This is a genomic window from Pseudomonas sp. ASL8 (assembly GCF_056680355.1).
Genome location: NZ_CM155278.1, coordinates 3,420,092 through 3,436,329 on the forward strand (window position 1 = coordinate 3,420,092; position 16,238 = coordinate 3,436,329).

Here is a 16,238-nt window from a genome sequence, read left to right on the forward strand (position 1 = left end):
GCCTTTGTCACGCGCTCATTCAAAAAAATGACACAGGGTTTCGGACCTCGGTCCTTTATTAATGCAGGCTGTGGTGAACCTTTGATTCATCCTGATGTCGCCATCAAATGATGCCTTAATAGTGGCCTTGCAGTGGATCGCCTGTTTATTGACGTCATTAGGCTGGCGATTGAGTTTCACCAATCATTGATTCAGCCGATAGCAAGGACAACACCGCTGGGTGGTTGCACACCACCTTTAACGATCCGTCCTTGCTGGTGCGCAAGCCGCACCCCTCCGAGTTAAAAATGATCGATCTCGCCACCTGGAACCTCTCCGTCCCTGTCGGTCCGCCCGCCGTCACCATCGATACGCCGACACTGGTGGGTGGTTATCAGGATGGTTACTTCCGCTCGGGGGACACCTTGTTCTTTTGGGCGCCGGTGACCGGCTCCAAAACCGAAAATGCGATATATCCCCGGACAGAACTGCGCGAGACCAAAGCCGATGGCAGCGTCAGTAACTGGAAGTTTCCCCAGGCAGACAATGTCCTGCGTGCGGCGCTGTTGGTCAGTCAGGTGCCCTCGACGGGCAAAATCGTGATTGGTCAGATTCACTGTTATCAGAGCGCAGAGCCGCTGCTCAAGCTCGAATACCAGTACAAGGAAAAGCTCAAGACCGGCAACATTGTCGTCAAGTTTCGGCGCGCACCCGGCGTGGAGCCTGAGGTCATCATCATTGCCGAGCAAGTGCCGATGAATCAGCGCTTCACCTACACCATTCACCTGACGCCCAACGGCAACCTGACCGTCAACGCATTCGATCACGCCTGGACCGCAGCCCTGGATTCATCCTGGAGCACCCGGCTTTTGTACTTCAAGGCAGGCGTCTACATTCAGGACAACACGGGCTACACCACCGAAGGCGGCGCGGCGACGTTCTACAAACTGACGATTGCCCATGACAAGAAGGCTTGAGTGGGGATCAAGCCGGAAAGACCAGGGTAAACCGAATCCGTGCGGCAACCGGTTGCGCGACGGTGACGCGTCCACCATGCAAATGCATGATCGCGGCGACAATGGCCAACCCCAGGCCATTGGAGTCGGAGCGTTGATGGCGTGAAGCGTCGCCGCGGTAGAAGCGGTCGAACAACCGGGTCAAGGCCGCGGGCGCCAGCACCGGGCCCTGATTCTCCACCTGGATAAGCCATTCGCCATCGTGGCTGTCGACGTGCACCAGAATCTCGCTGCCCGCATCGGCGTACCGAATGGCATTGGCCACCAGATTGCTCAACGCCCGCCGCAGAAGGATCGGGTCAGCGTTCAAGGTCCCGCCGCCGGAGGTCTGGATGTGCAATTGACGCTCTTCTGCCAACCCTTCGAAATAGCCGGCGACGCGCTGCAGTTCGTTCTCCAGATCCAGCGGCTGACGTTCGAGCACGGCTTGCGCTTCATCAGCCCGGGCGAGGAACAGGATGCTTTCGACCAGTCGGGAAATCCGCTCCAGCTCCTCCAGATTCGAGGCCAGCAACGCCTGATATTCATCCACGCTGCGGGTCTGGCGCAACGCAACCTGACAATGCCCCATCAGTGAGCCAACAGGTGTGCGAATCTCATGGGCCAGGTCTGCGGAAAACTGCATCAGCCGCTGATAACCGTCGGCCAGGCGATCAAGCATGGCGTTGAAAGCGTCGCTGAGTTGATGCAGCTCCACGGGTGTGTCGTGGCTGTCCAGACGGCGGCCTCGGTGGCTGTCGAGCGTCGCCGGGGTGATGTCCGCCGCGTGTGCCGCCATTCGCCGCAACGGGCGTAAACCACGGCGCAACAACAGATAACCGAGCAGCGCGGCGATGACGAAAGCCAGGGTCATGGCCACGTAGATGCGCTGCCTGAAACTGGCGAGCATGGCCATTTCCTTGACCATCACATGCGCGGCCAGCAGGTGCACCTCGGTGTTGCCCGACAGCGCCTGCACGGACGCGGCGCGCAAGGGCACGCCTTCCAGGCTCATCCCGCTGCGCAGGTCGGCGTCGCTGAGGGCTTGATCCTGACCGACCACCGGCACCTGCGGCAGCGGCGCGCGCGACGGATTGACCGAAATCACGGGGGGTTTGCCCGGTTCACCGATGATGAAAATGTCTTCTTCGCTGTCGAGCATGTTTTCGAACAGTTGCGGACTGCTCTCAAGTTTGTCCAGGGTCAGGTCGTAGCGCAGCAGTTTGCGAAAATGATCGAGCCGGGCCAGCACGGCATGGTCGCTGCGCTGCGTCACGGTCCGTTCTATCGATACGTAAAGATACAGGCCGGCGCCAGCCACGGTGAGCATTGCCACCAGGGCGAACGCGAGTGTGGTGCGCAGGGTCAGGGATGGCTGGCGTCGGGACCGCATGGTCGCACCTCGCAGACGTAACCGATGCCGCGCACGGTATGGATGAGTTTGACCGGGTAGGGCAGGTCGATCTTGCTGCGCAGACGTTTGATCGCGACATCGACCACGTTGGTGTCGCTGTCGAAGTTCATGTCCCAGACCTCCGAGGCGATCTGTGCCCTGGACAGCACATCGCCTTCGCGACGCAGCAGCAGATGCAACAGCGCGAATTCCTTGTTGGTCAGGACGATCACCTGTTGTTGGCGAGTCACCCTGCGTCGCAGCAGGTCCAGCTCCAGATCGGCGATATGGAAGTGATCCGGTTCACGGACCACACCCCGACGCAGCACGGTACGGATGCGCAACAGCAATTCGGTGAAGGAGAACGGTTTTACCAGGTAGTCATCGGCACCCAGTTCGAGGCCACGAATGCGATCCTGCAATTGATCGCGCGCGGTGAGGAACAGCACGGGTACGTCCTGTTTGGCACGCAGCACTTCGATGATCTGCCAGCCATCGATGCCCGGCAGCATTACGTCAAGCACGATCAGGTCATAGCGCTGTTCGAGGGCCATGTGCAGGCCATCGGTGCCGTGTTGGGTCCAGTCGACTTTATAACCCGACTCGCCGAGGCCCTTTTTCAGGTACTCGCCGGTCTTGGTGTCGTCTTCGATGAGCAGTATATGCACCGTTGGGTCTCCACGTTCTTCACACAGGCTGGAGCGTTTCCAACGAGGAGCGTTGGGCAGGGTTGGAGTTTAACCAAGTGCCATGCGGGTGTTGGTGACATTTTTGTCATGCGCGATCGACCTGCGCCGAATGACAAAAATGTCATTCGGCGGTCATGCTGCCGTGCGGGTTCGGGGGTGATGATGGCTGCGAACTCACTCAACCAGGTATCGACATGAAGAATGCACTGTCCACCACGTTCGGCTTGCTTCTGCTCAGCGCCGCAGTCATGACCCAGGCCGCCGACATGCCAGTGGTCAAGCCCATGCGCGGCACTGTCGACAGCGTCCAGGCTGATACGTTGAATTTCACCAACCGTGCCGGCCAGCATCAGAGCATCGGCCTGACCGACAAGACCGCGATCCGCTCGATTTCCAAAACCAGTCTGGATTCGATCAAGGCTGACAGCTTTATCGGTTCGGCGGCCACGCCGCAGGCTGACGGCACGTTGAAAGCATTGGAAGTTACCGTATTCGAAGCTAGCCTCAAAGGCAGCGGTGAAGGCCACTACGGTTGGGAAAATGCCGACGGCAGTACCGGTACCATGACCAACGGCACGGTTGGCACGCTGACAAAAACCAATGGTCGCACCTTGACCGTGCTCTATAAGGGCGGCGAAAAACAACTGGTCGTACCCGAAGACGTGCCTATCGCCTACGTTCAACCTGGCGAGCGCAGCACACTGAAAGCCGGTGCCAAGATCGTTCTGTTCCCGGCCGATGACGGTAAATCCGCGCGCGGTATTGCAGTGGGCAAAGATGGTTTCACACCGCCAATGTAATGCAGAGCGAGGGCGTCGGATCAGACACCGCAGGAGACCGCCATGAGCACTCGACGTATCCACCCCTGGCCAGTGCGGCTTACGCATTGGCTCAACGCGCTGGGCATGGTTGGCATGTTCATGAGCGGCTGGGGCATCTACAACGCTTCACCTTTATTCTCTTTCCGCTTCCCCCGCGAGATAACGCTTGGGGGTTGGCTCGGTGGCTCCATCGCCTGGCATCTGGCGCTGATGTGGCTGTTGGTGTTCAACGGTCTGGCTTACGTGCTGTATGGCGTGTTCAGTCAGCACTTCAAACGCGATTTGTTACCGATTTCAGTCAGCGCCGTGAGACGTGATCTGGGGGATGCCTTGCGCTTTCGTCTGGCTCACCAACAGGGGCGCTACAACGCCGTGCAACGGTTGTCGTATTGGCTGGTATTGGCGCTGGGCGTGCTGGTGGTCTTGTCCGGGCTGTCGATCTGGAAGCCGGTCCAGTTGCAGGTGCTGTGCAGCTTGCTGGGCGGGTACGACTTCGCTCGTTTTGTGCATTTTGGCGCCATGGCCGGGATCGGTGCGTTCGTCGTCGTCCATTTGGTGTTGGTGCTGCTGGTGCCACGTACATTTGTGCCGATGATTACCGGTGGCACTCGGGAGAACGCCAATGACTGAACCCAAGCAGCGGCCACCCCGCTTGCGCCTGGAACCGGCGCAGCAGACCCAACTGATTAATATTCAACGGCGCTCGTTTCTGCGCGCCGGGTTGACGATTGGCGCCATGTCGATGCTCACCGGCTGCAACCTGGAGAGTGACGATGCTGTGGATAAAGCCTTGTGGGCCATGTCGCGCTGGAACGACCGGGTTCAGGCCTGGCTGTTCAGCGGTCAACGTCTGGCACCGACCTACGATCTGGCAAAGGTCACTAATCCTTTCCCGTTCAATGCGTTCTACCCCGAATACAATGTGCCCGAGGTCGACCTTTCCACTTATCGCCTGGGGGTTTCCGGGCGGGTGCGGGACAAGCAACCCTGGACCCTGGAGAGTTTGCGCACGCTGCCACAACGCACCGACATCACGCGGCTGATCTGCGTCGAGGGCTGGAGCGCGATTGGCCAATGGGGCGGGGTCCCTTTGCGCACGTTTCTGGAACACATTGGCGCGGACACTACGGCAAAATTCGTCGGGTTCAAATGTGCGGACAAATACTACTCAAGCCTGGACATGCCGACCGCGCTGCATCCACAAACCTTGCTGGCGCTGGATTTCGGCCAAGTAGCACTGCCACCGGATTACGGTTATCCGTTGCGTGTGCGGGTGCCAACCAAGCTGGGGTTCAAGAACCCCAAGCACATCGTCGAACTGTTCGTGACCAATGACTACCCGGGCGGGTACTGGGAGGACCAGGGCTACAACTGGTTTAGCGGGAGTTAAAGCAACCGCTGCGCGGTTGATCGCAGCCTTCTGAAGCTCCTACAGAGATTTTGATCTGCTGTTGGGATTTGGAGCGAGGGAAATCCGAGCCTAAGCGAGGATCCGTATGGAGGGGCAAGCGTTTTGGGGTACCTTTTTGGCGTCTGAAAAAGGTTCCTCGCTGTAAGAGCGAAACCGTAATTCCAGCACACCAAAATGCCGGATATACACATTAAGACCAGCGCCAACGAATTGCTTTTAAAGGATTAAAAATCAGCTTTATAGGGGCGCGCTTGCCCGCGACAGGCCGGGGTCGATCGCGGGCAAGCGCGCTCCTACATTAGTTGCAGGTGCGCGCATTTCTCAGTTCAGACCCAGCTTGCCACGCAAGGTGGACAGGTCTTCAGCCAGGGTGTTGACCGGGCCAATCAGCGCCTTGCGATCATTTGCACTGACTTTGTCATACGTCTCGTAGCCGCCATCCCTGGTTTTGTATTTGGCCAGGATTTTGTTGACCGTCGCAAAGTTCTTGTCAACTTTGGCGGCAAACACCTTGTCCTGCTTTTCGATCTGCGGGTGGAACAGGTCAACGATTTTTTTGGCACCGTCGATGTTGCCCTGGAAGTCATACAGGTCAGTGTGGCTGTAGCGGTCTTCTTCACCGGAAATCTTGGTGGCAGCGACTTCTTCGAGCAGCACCGCCGCACCGCCAACCACTTTTTCAGGCGGGAAGGTCAGGCCGGCAACGCGTGTTTGCAGGTCTTTGACATCGCTGTTGAGTTTATCGGCCAGTTCGCCCAGGCCCTGGGTGCTGTTCTCGGAGAACAGGCTGTATTCGATGCGGTGGAAACCGGTGAAGTCTTCAGCAGTGACGCCTTTTTCGTGGTCATCAACGCGTGAATCGATGGACGCATCCAGGTCGCTGAACAGCTCGGCGATGGGCTCTACGGACTCGTAGTAAACGCGAGTCGGGGCATACAGTTTTTTGGCGGTGGCCAGATCGCCTTTTTTCACGGCGTCGGTGAACTGCTGAGTGTGGCTACCCAGCTCATCAAGCTGTTCGGTGACGTAGATTTTGTAGTCCGAGATCGGTCCCACCAGGTCCAGCGGCGCTGTCGCGGCGAAGGCGGCCAAGGGAGTCTGGAGCAAGCCAACGGTAAGCATCACAACGAGAGGCGACTTTTTCATGGGACTTTTCCGGGTGAGATGAGTGTGGGTCAAAGCGTTTTCGTCGGTGTGGAGGCGGCAAGCAGCGACCGGCCGAGGTAATCCTGATCGCCGACGACACCGGGCAACGTGAAGAAGTAGCCACCGCCAATGGGCTTCAGGTACTCCTCCAGAGGTTCGCCATTGAGGCGGGTTTGCACGGTAATAAAGCCTTTTTCCAGATCGGACTGGTAGCAGATGAACAACAGGCCCATGTCGAGTTGGCCGTTCTTGCTCACGCCGTTGGAGTAGTTGAACGGACGGCGCAAAATCCGGTTGCGTTCGGTGTCGGCGGTGCGTGGGTTGGCCATACGGATATGCGAGTCCAGGCGAGTCTGCTTGCCGTGGGGATCGGCGACGTAGTTCGGCACGTCGGTCTCCTGCTTGCCATCCATCGGCGCGCCGGTGGTCTTGACCCGGCCAAAGATCGCTTGCTGTTCCTGCAAAGGCGTCCGGTCCCAGCGCTCGACGAAGTTACGGATGATCCGCACCGCCTGATAGCTGCCGCTGGCAGCCCATGCGGGTTCATCACTGCCGGGTTGAATCCAGACCAGATAGTCCATGGCTTTTTGATCGTTGGAATCGGGGTTGGCCGAGCCGTCGCGGAAACCGAGGAAGTTACGTGCACTCTCTGCGGGCTGCCCGGGTTTGACGGGGGCTTGAGCCGGGACGGTGCCTTCCTGCTTCCAGCGCACCAGCAGCAAATCGGGCAGGTTCTTGACGATGTCACGCAGGGCGTGAATGTTGCTGTCGGGGGTGTTGGAGCAGAACTGAATGCTCAAGTCACCGTGGCAGCGGTCAGGCTCCAGCGCGTCGTTAGGGAAACCAATCATCCGGATCAGGCGCTTGGGCTTGACCGACGCCAGGCCGAAACGCTCGTCGAACAGCGACTCACCGACCGACACGGTGATGGTCAGGTTGTCCGGCGTCACCACCGGGCCGAGGATGCCCGAATCCACCGGCGGCAATTTTGGATCGACCTGCGGCACGACGCCGCCGGTCATCAGGAATGCGATACGCTCGTTCAGCGTGCGGAACAGGCGCTCCAGATCTTCACGGTCGGCAGCCAGTACGTCAAACGATACGAGCATGCCCGCAGCCGGGCGAGGGGTGACAATGCCGGTCTGGTGGCGGCCATGGAACAGGTTATGGTCCTGAGTCTTTTCGCTGTGCGGCGCTTCGGTGACTTGCGCCTGGGACGCCGCCAAAACGTTGCCGCTCAGGCTGCTACCCGCCAATGCGGCACCCGCCGCGCCGAGCCCCAGAAGCACGCGGCGACGTTGAGCTGAAAGCGGGGCGTTGGACATGTCTGAATCTTTCATAATGATGAGGTCTTCGTTCTATTACCGGTCTGAAAGGACACTGCTTAGAGGCCCTTGAGGCCTAAGGCGGGATCGATTCCATCAAGTGCGTCGGCCAATGCCTTGGCGCTACCTGCTATCTGTTGGCGCTGCTCAGTCGTGACCTGATCGTACGGACGGTAGCTGCTGTCAGTTTTCAAACGGTCGAGTTCAGCGCCGAAGGTCGTTGAAGCCGCATCGATCCTTTGCAGCAGCTCGCCGGCCGTCTTGGCCAGCAGCGGACGTAACAGATCGATGACTTTGCGTGTGCCTTCCAGATTGGCGGCAAAACCGCTCAGGTCGGCATGGCTGTAACGCTCTTCTTCGCCGTTGCTGCGGACTTCGGCCAGCGTGCGCATGTTGCGGGTGATGATGCTGACCAACTGCTCGGGCGCCATGGTTTGCGCCATCAATTGTTGCTTGAGGCCAGTGACGTCGGTTTGCAGACGCTGCACCGTCAGCGCCAGGCCATCGACCTTGTGCTGATCGAACAGGGCGTACTCAATGCGATGGAAACCATTGAAACCCAGGTCCTGTTCGCGCTTTTCGTAGTAATCGGCGCGAGCGTTGATGGCGTTATCCAGATCGGCAAAGCGCTGTGCGGCAGGCGCGATCCGCTGATAGACGACACGGGCCTGCAGGTAAGCCGCTTGTGCCTGATCCAGGTCAGCGGCGTCGATGGCCTGTTGCAGGGCGGTAACGGCCTTGATCAGCGCTGAACTCTGGCTGCTCAAATAAACGCGGTATTCGGACAGCGGCCCGATAAACGCGACCATTGATGGTCGGGCCTTTGCGCTGGCGTCGGATTCAGCGGTGGGGGTCACATGCAGGGTGCCGCGCGGGTTGCTCAGCAGGCCGCAGGTGATGGTGTAGTCGCCCGGTATCAGGTTGGCAGTGATCACCTGGCTCAGGCCGGGCGCGATATTTTCGCGCTCCTCGACCACCAGCACACCGTCGAGGATTTCCCACTCAACGGCGCGCTCGGAGCGGTTGACGATACGAAAGGCGGTGCGTCCCGCAGGTACCGTCAACGCATTAGGCTCACAGCTGTGGGCATGAATGCTGACGAGGGTCTCGGCACTGTTATTAGCCTGGCGCTTTTGCATCGCGGCGCGGGAGGCATAGTAGAACAGCCCGCCGGCCGCGATCATGATGACCACAGAGCCGACGACGGCCAATCGCAAGACGTTATGAGAACTGGCTTTTTCAGGAAGCCCAGAGGGAAGATTCGACATGGGTGCCCTTATTCGTTCGTAGCGGAAGATGATTGGTGATGCGCGGGTTTGGCCGATTGAGCCCCCGGCGCTGGGAGGAAGAACAACACCAGCGCGCCGATCAGGTAGATCAGATAGACGCTCAGGGTGCTGACGGTCGGCGCATCTTGATAACCAAACATGCCGGCCAATACCGAGCCCAATGGGCCGTCCATCGGCAGCGCTGCGCTGATGTCGAACACGATTGTTTGCAGGTGATTCCACAGTCCGGCTTCATGCAGCGCTTGCACCGAGGTGGAGAGAATCCCGGCGGCGACCACCAGAATGAACAGGCCGGTCCAGCGGAAAAACAGACCCAGATTCAGGCGCATGCTGCCGCTGTAAATGGCAAACCCCACGCCGATGGCCAGGATCAGGCCGAGCAGGGCACCCATCGGGGCTGCCGTCCCTTCACTCTGCTGGAACACCGCCAGCAGGAAAAAAACAGTCTCCAGCCCTTCACGGGCGACGGCAAAAAACACCATGGCGATCAGCGCGTAGACCTGATTTTTCGACGTGGCGAGTGCGGCGTCGAGAGAGGCATGCAATGAGTGCTTGATGGAGCGTGCGACCTTGCGCATCCAGAACACCATCGAACTGAGAATGCCCACGGCCACCAGACCGATCACGCCTTCGAACAACTCCTGCTGTTTTTGCGGGAACTCAGCGCTGACCAACTCCAGGCCGCCCCCGACCAACAGCGCCAAGGCTGCCGCGAGAAAAACGCCGATCCATACGGCGGGCATCCACTCCCCGCGGCCGGTCTGCTTCAGGTAGCTGGCGATGATGCCAACGATAAGCGCGGCTTCAATCCCTTCGCGCAGCATGATCAAAAAAGGCACGAGCATGTGTCACCAAAATAATAGCGGTAGGGCGAGTGACCGGGTGCGCAACGGAGGGTGAGGCGCGTTTGAGAATCTGCAACATAATGATACTCATTACCGAATGAGAACACCGTTTTTTTCCAATTCTGAATCTTTTGCAGGCTCGTACAGGTTAGGTTCAGGTTCGCCCCGCAACACCAACGCCATCGCACCTGTGCAGAAACCACCACGGTTACTGAAAATAATTTGAATAATTATGTGAGGTAAACCGTTTCAGCAATCGAGTATTGAGAATAAGATTCGTTTCTATATAAGCGAAAACACTATTCGAGAGCTCAGGTTTATCCATGACAAAGCATCAAGCCGGTTTTTATGTGCCCGTGCCGACAGCGGTTGCGCCTCTGTCGTATCGACTGCGCAATCTGTACACGGCGGCGGCCACGCTGTGCGCCTTGAGTGCGCCGATGGCCTTTGCCGAGGAGATGCAGCTTGAGGCCGTCAACATCGATGCCAAGGCTCAATCGCTCGACGCCGAGGAGCTTGAGCGCAGCCGCACAAGCTATCAGGCACGGCGCGCCACGGTCGCGACCCGCACCGATGCGCGTCTGGTGGAGGTCCCGCAATCGGTGAGCGTGGTCACCAACCGGGTCATCGAAGACCGCCAACCGGCGAGTCTGGACGAAGCGATCAATGCGGTGAGTGGGGTCAAACAGGGCAACACCCTGGGCGGCACTCAGGACGCGATCCAGAAACGCGGTTTCGGTACCAACCGTGACAACTCGATCATGCGCGACGGCATGCAGTCAGTGCAGGCGCGTAATTTCACGCCCACCACCGAGCGCATCGAAGTGTTGAAAGGCCCTGCGTCGATGTTGTATGGCGTGCAGGACCCCGGTGGGATCATCAACGTGGTGACCAAAAAGCCACAGCTGGAAGCCGCTCACTCGATCTCTGCATTCGGCTCCAGCTTTGGCGGCGGAGGCGAGCAGATCGATCTCACCGGGCCGCTGGGCGATAGCGGTCTGGCCTACCGGTTGATCGCCGACAAACAGAACGTCGATTACTGGCGCAATTTCGGCAGCATCGACCAGACGGTGATTGCGCCGTCGCTGGCCTGGTATGGCGAGGACACCAAGGTCTCTATCGCCTACGAACACATGGAATATTCGGTGCCATTCGACCGAGGCACGCAGATCAATCCGAAAACCGGCAAGGTGCTCGACATCCCGCGCACTCGACGCCTGGACGAGCCCTTCAACGTCACCACCGGGCGTTCGGATTCGGTGGACCTGCGTATGGAACATCGCCTGAACGACAGCTGGACGCTCAACACCGGTTATGGCTACAGCCGCAACTATTACAACGACAATCAATCGCGGTTCATGTCGGCGAATGACGACACCGGTCTGGTAACCCGGCGCGCCGATGCGACCCGCGATGCGGTGCAGGTGGCCCACACCGCCACGGTCAATACCCTGGGCAAGCTGTACTGGGGCGATACGCTGCACGAAGTATTGATTGGCGCCGACTACATGAATAACCAGCGGGATCTGGGGGATCTGCTGCGTAACACCGCCAGTGCCGACTTCAATTACAACGCCCCGGTGTATGGCGTGGCGCCGCTGCCCAGCAAGGTCAGCGCAGCAAACAGCGACCAGAGCGACCATCTGCAAACCCATGCGTTCTTCGTGCAGGACTCGATGCACTTGGGCGAGCGCTGGATTGTGCAAGGTGGCCTGCGCTACGACGCATTCGATGAAATCACCGGCAAGGGCCGACCGTTTGTGGTGGGTGCCGACGTCAAGGACAGCAAAGTCGTGCCGCGTGTAGGGCTGGTGTACCTGATCCAACCCGACTGGTCGGTGTACGGCAGCTATACCGAATCGTTCCGCCCCAACACCTCGATTGCCACGCCGATTGGTGACTTGCCACCGGAAGAAGGCAAGGCCTATGAGTTCGGCACCAAGTTTGAAAATGACGCGATCACCGCCACGGTAGCGCTGTTCACGATCAACAAGAAAAACGTGCAGACCAGCGAAGCCTGCGGCACTGAAATTTGCACCCGGGTCTCCGGCGAGGTGCGTTCCCGTGGTCTTGAAGCAGACATCACCGGCCAGCTCGATGAGTTCTGGAGCATCACTGGCAGCTACGCGTACACCGACACCGAGGTGCTCAAAGACCCGATCCTTGAAGGGGCTCCCCTGGACGGCGTGTCGAAGCACACCGCGGCGGCGTACCTGACCCGAGACTTTGGCCATGTCGGTGTGGGCGACTTGCGTGCTGGAGCGGGCGCACGTTACGCCAGCCGCTGGGGGGTGAACGATGGCGCTGGCGTCGAGTATTACTTGCCGTCTTCGACCGTAGCCGATGCGTTTGTCAGCTACAAAATGAAGATTGAAGACCGTGACCTGACGCTGCAGCTCAACCTGAAAAACGTGTTTGACGAACGCTACTACGTGTCCAGCAGTGGTCTCGGTTCGCCAGCCATCGTCATTGGCGAACCTCGCCAGCTGGTTGCTCGTGCCAAGCTGGACTTCTGACCGACACGATCTGGCTGGCTATCTACGCAGACGGTCGTGGTCATTTCGGATATGAATGACTTTGAACATTAAGACCGTATGCGGTGATATAAAAATAATCAAACGAGTGTTTTACGATAACAATACTATTCATATGGGTAATTTTCGGATTCTCGAAATAAGTTAAATATTATATATATCAGTGACTTAACTAAAATAATTTGTATTAAGTAATAAAAAATATATTTTTAATTCTTATTTGTGCTTGTGGGGCCACTAAAACAGCTTTGACAGGTTTCTTGGATGGATCCAATCTATATTTCTGAAATGCCACATCGGCTAAAGGTCAACAGGGAGGCGGGGCATGCGCACCAACAGTTATGCTCAAGACGTCACTTCAAAACTTCGCATCATTGAAGCCTTACGTCTTGAAAGCCTGCCCGACCTGATCATTTTTGATTGCGACGGCGTGTTGGTCCAGAGCGAAGAAATCACTCTCAGCGTATTGGCACATTTGTTCAATGCCCACCTGCTCGATAAACCTCCAGTGCGGCCTCCGCTGGAGATCAACGACTGCATCCAGCGCTTTAGAGGACGCAAGATCAATACGTGCCTTGATGAACTTCAGGATGAGTATTCGACCCTGCTGCCACTCGATTTTGAAACCGTGCTGAGGAAGCAGGCCTTAAGTCGCTATACAACTGATTTGCAGGCCACCCCAGGCATTATTGATCTGGTGTCGAGCCTCAATACTCGCCTGTGTGTGGCCTCGAGCGCGCCGCGTTCGAAGGTCGAGCAGTGTTTGAAACTGACCCGCTTGTGGCCCTGGTTTGAAGGCAAGGTCTTCAGTTGCTACGAGGTGGGCACCTGGAAGCCTGATCCGCTGGTTTTCCAGACCGCGTGTCTGAGCAATGGCGTCAGTCCTGATCGGGCATTGGTCATAGAAGACAGCATTCCCGGGGTTCAGGCCGCAGTGGCTGCCGGGATACGGGTGTTGGGGTTCGGCCCTCCCGATCGACATCCCGAACTGAAAGAGGCGGGCGCCGTGACCTTTTCCAGCATGAATCAACTGCACAGCCTGATGGCTTGAATCTATTTCGATAACGAAGGGAATCACTAGCATGGACGACCGGGATTTTGTTCGCCTTCTAAAAAGTTTTAATGCCAACTCCGAAGTCTGGTGGGACGCTTCGCCGACAGGCTACGCGGCCTTCAAACAACAGTTATTACACCGCTATCCGACGGTGAGCGGTTACATCAATGAATTGTTACCTGAGCAGTTTGCCTGCAGTCCGTCTGGGGTCAGTGGCGCGACCACTAACCCCCGGCTGGTCACTGCCGCCATTCTCGACGAATCGTCAAGGTGGGTGCCGCGCATTCAGGCACTGAGTCAGACACTCAGCACCGCGCACGTTCAGGAAAGGCTCTATACCGAGTTGATTAGCCAAGGTGCTTCCCTGTTGAACCCGCTGTGGCAACAAACCCGGCACCGCCAGGGTTGGCTCTCGGCCCAGGTCGATGCCAATGACATTCATTGCGCCGAGCGCATGGTTCAACAAGGGCTGGCGCTGACGAAAATCGCCCCCAATGTAATGATCAAGGTGCCGGGTAGCCAGGCCGGTTATGACGCCATTGAGCAACTGGTCGCGCAAGGGTGCTCAATCAACAACACGTTTTGTTTCACCGTTTCGCAGTTTGCAGCCTGCCTGAGGGCCATTCGTTTGGGTCAGGCAGTTGCTTTGCACAACGGCACGGACGTGAGCGGCGCGCGCTACGTGATTACATTCATGATCGGCCGGTTTGGCGCCGAGTCGCTCTTGGGCACGCAAGCCCGTGAGCGCGGGATTGAGCTGACGCCTGTGGATAAGCGCTGGGCAGAGATAGCGATTTATCACGCTATTCAGGCCCTTTTGTTGCGGTCCAATAGCCCGGCCCGACTCTTGATCTCCAGCATCAAGGTTGACCGTATGCCCGGCGAGCTCAGCCGTTGCTGGCACCTTGAAAAAACCGGGGAGCGCGAAACCTGCTACACGCTGACGCCGGAAATTATTGAGTTTCTGGTGCAGCGCGAAAGCATCGGTTGTTCGGTACAACCTTCGGCTTCGCGCGTTCCTCGCGAGGTTCTCCATAAGTTGATGAAGATTCCTTATTTTCGCGACGCTCGTTTTGAAGAGTCTATCGCTGCCCGCGATTTTGCCCGGCACCCGGCATTTATCTGTGCCCACGCTGAAGCCGTTTTGGCACATCAGCGGCTGTCAGACTTCATCCAGGGGGCGAGCCAGGCGGTACCGATGAGCATGCCTTTCATCGGCGCCGTGTCTCGGCCCGGACAGACCGTCAATCAGGCTGTTTTGTTGCGAGCGTCAGCATGAACAAAATGATCGCGCTCTGGGCTCACCCTCGATCACGCTCGACTGTGCTGGAGCGTGTGTTTATCGAACGCAGGGATTTTGAAGTGTTTCACGAACCCTTTGCGCACATGGCTTTCGATGACAACTCCGCGATCCCTTCGGACAACCTTGATTGCGGGCTACCCACAACCTACGTCGCGATCAAAGCGCTATTGCGTTCGGCACGCGAGCGCAGCCACGTCTTCCATAAAGACATGTGCTACCACTGCCTCAGTGAGCTCAAGGCAGACCGGGAGTTTTTGATCGAGCAAGAGAACATATTCATTATTCGTGAGCCGGGTCGTTCCATCCTTTCACATTTCGCTATTTTCCCCGAGATGCCCCTCAGTGCCATTGGGCATAAAGCCCTTTATGAAGTGTTCTGTGAGGTGACCAGACTCACCGGAAAAATCCCCTACGTTATCAATGCCGATGACTTGGCCCGCAACCCCGAGACGACAGTGCGCCGGTTATGCGAGCACCTGAAGATCGAGTATTTGCCTCAGGCCCTTAACTGGAATAAGGCCTGCCCGCCGCAATGGCTACCGTGGAGGCGCTGGCATGAAGACGCGGAAAACAGCACGGGGATAACCGCAACCCTGGCCTCGGCCTTTGATGCTGACGCGCTAAAACGTATCCCTCGGTTAATGGCGTATTACGACTATCGCCGGCCCTTTTATGAACGCATGAATCAGTTCACCCACTGAGGTAATCCTGATGAAAAAGGTAGTGATCACCGGTGCCGCCAACGGCATTGGCAAAGCGACGGTCAAGGCATGCATTACCGAAGGGTTCTATGTGATTGCCGCAGACAAGGACCGCGTCGGGCTTAAATGCCTGGCCGCGGAAGTCGGGTGTGAACAGTTGGAGATTCAGTTCGCGGATTTTTCCGATTTTTCCACAATCAAGTCGTTCATTCCTGGACTGTATGAGAAACACGACTCGCTGTACGCACTGGTCAATAACGCCGGTGTTTATCACGGCAAAAGTGTTTATCGCTATACCGATAAAGAAATCGACGAAATCTGGACCGTCAACCTTAAAGCCCTGGTGTACCTGTCCAAAGACTTTGCAGAAGGGGAAATGGAATCCAAAGCCTTTCGCAGCATCGTCAACATCACCTCGGTGGCGGGAGAGGTCGGCAGTTGTGATGCGTTGTACGGCGCTACCAAAGCAGGGGTGATCGGCTTGACCAAAGCCAATGCCTGGAACTTCGCCCCTTACATCCGGGTGAATGCCGTCTCGCCGGCCCTGGTTCGCGAGACCGCAATTCACGCCATGATTCCCGATTACCGACGAGAAGAGTACGAGCGCCAAGAGGTGATTAAAGACCCGATCACACCCGCTGGTGTGGCCGATGTGATCGTTTTTTTGCTGTCAGAAAAGAGCAGTCACCTGACCGGGAAAATCGTTGCAGTGGATAACGGCGCCTACCCCCGATAGCGAATAGAAAGACAACA

At 57.6% G+C, this 16,238-nt stretch carries 15 protein-coding genes; 9 read left to right on the plus strand and 6 right to left on the minus strand.

Features of this window, described 5'->3' with window-relative positions:
* The first annotated feature begins 287 nt into the window (after positions 1 to 287).
* Positions 288 to 956, plus strand: coding sequence for a polysaccharide lyase family 7 protein (locus tag AC1MEA_RS15750; RefSeq protein ID WP_480416710.1), 669 nt, complete (start codon positions 288 to 290; stop codon positions 954 to 956).
* 7 nt (positions 957 to 963) lie between these two features.
* Here the strand turns inward: AC1MEA_RS15750 and AC1MEA_RS15755 are convergent, their stop codons facing one another.
* Positions 964 to 2,367, minus strand: a complete 1,404-nt coding sequence (locus AC1MEA_RS15755) for a heavy metal sensor histidine kinase (RefSeq protein WP_480416711.1) — start codon at positions 2,365 to 2,367, stop codon at positions 964 to 966.
* Positions 2,340 to 3,035 carry a heavy metal response regulator transcription factor gene (locus AC1MEA_RS15760; protein ID WP_480416712.1) on the minus strand — a complete coding sequence of 232 codons (696 nt, stop codon included), beginning with the start codon at positions 3,033 to 3,035 and terminating at the stop codon, positions 2,340 to 2,342. Before AC1MEA_RS15760 ends, AC1MEA_RS15755 begins: the two co-directional genes overlap by 28 nt.
* A gap of 215 nt (positions 3,036 to 3,250) precedes the next feature.
* On the opposite strand from AC1MEA_RS15760, the gene AC1MEA_RS15765 reads away from it, so the two are divergent.
* The 3 genes from AC1MEA_RS15765 to AC1MEA_RS15775 are packed head-to-tail and all read left to right on the plus strand — an operon-like array spanning position 3,251 to position 5,267.
* Positions 3,251 to 3,856 (plus strand): hypothetical protein, encoded by a 606-nt coding sequence (locus tag AC1MEA_RS15765; protein WP_480416713.1) that lies wholly within the window; start codon positions 3,251 to 3,253, stop codon positions 3,854 to 3,856.
* 42 nt (positions 3,857 to 3,898) lie between these two features.
* Positions 3,899 to 4,507 (plus strand): cytochrome b/b6 domain-containing protein, encoded by a 609-nt coding sequence (locus AC1MEA_RS15770; RefSeq protein WP_480416714.1) that lies wholly within the window; start codon positions 3,899 to 3,901, stop codon positions 4,505 to 4,507.
* Entirely contained in the window at positions 4,500 to 5,267 is a 768-nt protein-coding gene (locus AC1MEA_RS15775) for a molybdopterin-dependent oxidoreductase (RefSeq protein WP_480416715.1), read from the plus strand. The genes AC1MEA_RS15770 and AC1MEA_RS15775 overlap by 8 nt, the downstream gene beginning before the upstream one ends.
* A 342-nt stretch (positions 5,268 to 5,609) precedes the next feature.
* Here AC1MEA_RS15775 and efeO (AC1MEA_RS15780) read toward each other — a convergent pair whose 3' ends face one another.
* Genes efeO (AC1MEA_RS15780) through efeU form a run of 4 tightly spaced genes read right to left on the minus strand, consistent with a single transcriptional unit; the run spans position 5,610 to position 9,893 of the window.
* Positions 5,610 to 6,434: an iron uptake system protein EfeO gene (efeO, locus tag AC1MEA_RS15780; RefSeq protein WP_480416716.1), complete on the minus strand. Its 825-nt coding sequence runs from the start codon at positions 6,432 to 6,434 to the stop codon at positions 5,610 to 5,612.
* 29 nt (positions 6,435 to 6,463) lie between these two features.
* Complete coding sequence (gene efeB / locus AC1MEA_RS15785; protein ID WP_480416717.1) at positions 6,464 to 7,774, minus strand: iron uptake transporter deferrochelatase/peroxidase subunit; 1,311 nt, start codon at positions 7,772 to 7,774, stop codon at positions 6,464 to 6,466.
* A 44-nt stretch (positions 7,775 to 7,818) separates the two neighbouring features.
* Positions 7,819 to 9,027 carry an iron uptake system protein EfeO gene (efeO, locus tag AC1MEA_RS15790; protein WP_480416718.1) on the minus strand — a complete coding sequence of 403 codons (1,209 nt, stop codon included), beginning with the start codon at positions 9,025 to 9,027 and terminating at the stop codon, positions 7,819 to 7,821.
* A gap of 8 nt (positions 9,028 to 9,035) precedes the next feature.
* The gene (efeU, locus tag AC1MEA_RS15795) at positions 9,036 to 9,893 is read right to left on the minus strand and encodes an iron uptake transporter permease EfeU (RefSeq protein WP_480416719.1); all 858 of its coding nucleotides are present in this window, start codon (positions 9,891 to 9,893) and stop codon (positions 9,036 to 9,038) included.
* Between the two features lie 440 nt (positions 9,894 to 10,333).
* Between efeU and AC1MEA_RS15800 the strand changes: the two genes are divergently transcribed.
* The 5 genes from AC1MEA_RS15800 to AC1MEA_RS15820 all read left to right on the plus strand — a co-directional run bounded on the left by AC1MEA_RS15800 (position 10,334) and on the right by AC1MEA_RS15820 (position 16,221).
* On the plus strand, positions 10,334 to 12,409 hold the full coding sequence (locus tag AC1MEA_RS15800; protein WP_480918153.1) for a TonB-dependent siderophore receptor: 2,076 nt from the start codon (positions 10,334 to 10,336) through the stop codon (positions 12,407 to 12,409).
* A 343-nt stretch (positions 12,410 to 12,752) separates the two neighbouring features.
* Positions 12,753 to 13,478, plus strand: a complete 726-nt coding sequence (locus AC1MEA_RS15805; RefSeq protein ID WP_480416720.1) for an HAD family hydrolase — start codon at positions 12,753 to 12,755, stop codon at positions 13,476 to 13,478.
* 31 nt (positions 13,479 to 13,509) lie between these two features.
* Entirely contained in the window at positions 13,510 to 14,760 is a 1,251-nt protein-coding gene (locus tag AC1MEA_RS15810; RefSeq protein WP_480416721.1) for a transaldolase family protein, read from the plus strand.
* Positions 14,757 to 15,485: a sulfotransferase-like domain-containing protein gene (locus tag AC1MEA_RS15815; RefSeq protein WP_480416722.1), complete on the plus strand. Its 729-nt coding sequence runs from the start codon at positions 14,757 to 14,759 to the stop codon at positions 15,483 to 15,485. The genes AC1MEA_RS15810 and AC1MEA_RS15815 overlap by 4 nt, the downstream gene beginning before the upstream one ends.
* 10 nt (positions 15,486 to 15,495) lie before the next feature.
* On the plus strand, positions 15,496 to 16,221 hold the full coding sequence (locus AC1MEA_RS15820; protein WP_480416723.1) for an SDR family NAD(P)-dependent oxidoreductase: 726 nt from the start codon (positions 15,496 to 15,498) through the stop codon (positions 16,219 to 16,221).
* The last annotated feature ends 17 nt before the right edge of the window (positions 16,222 to 16,238 follow it).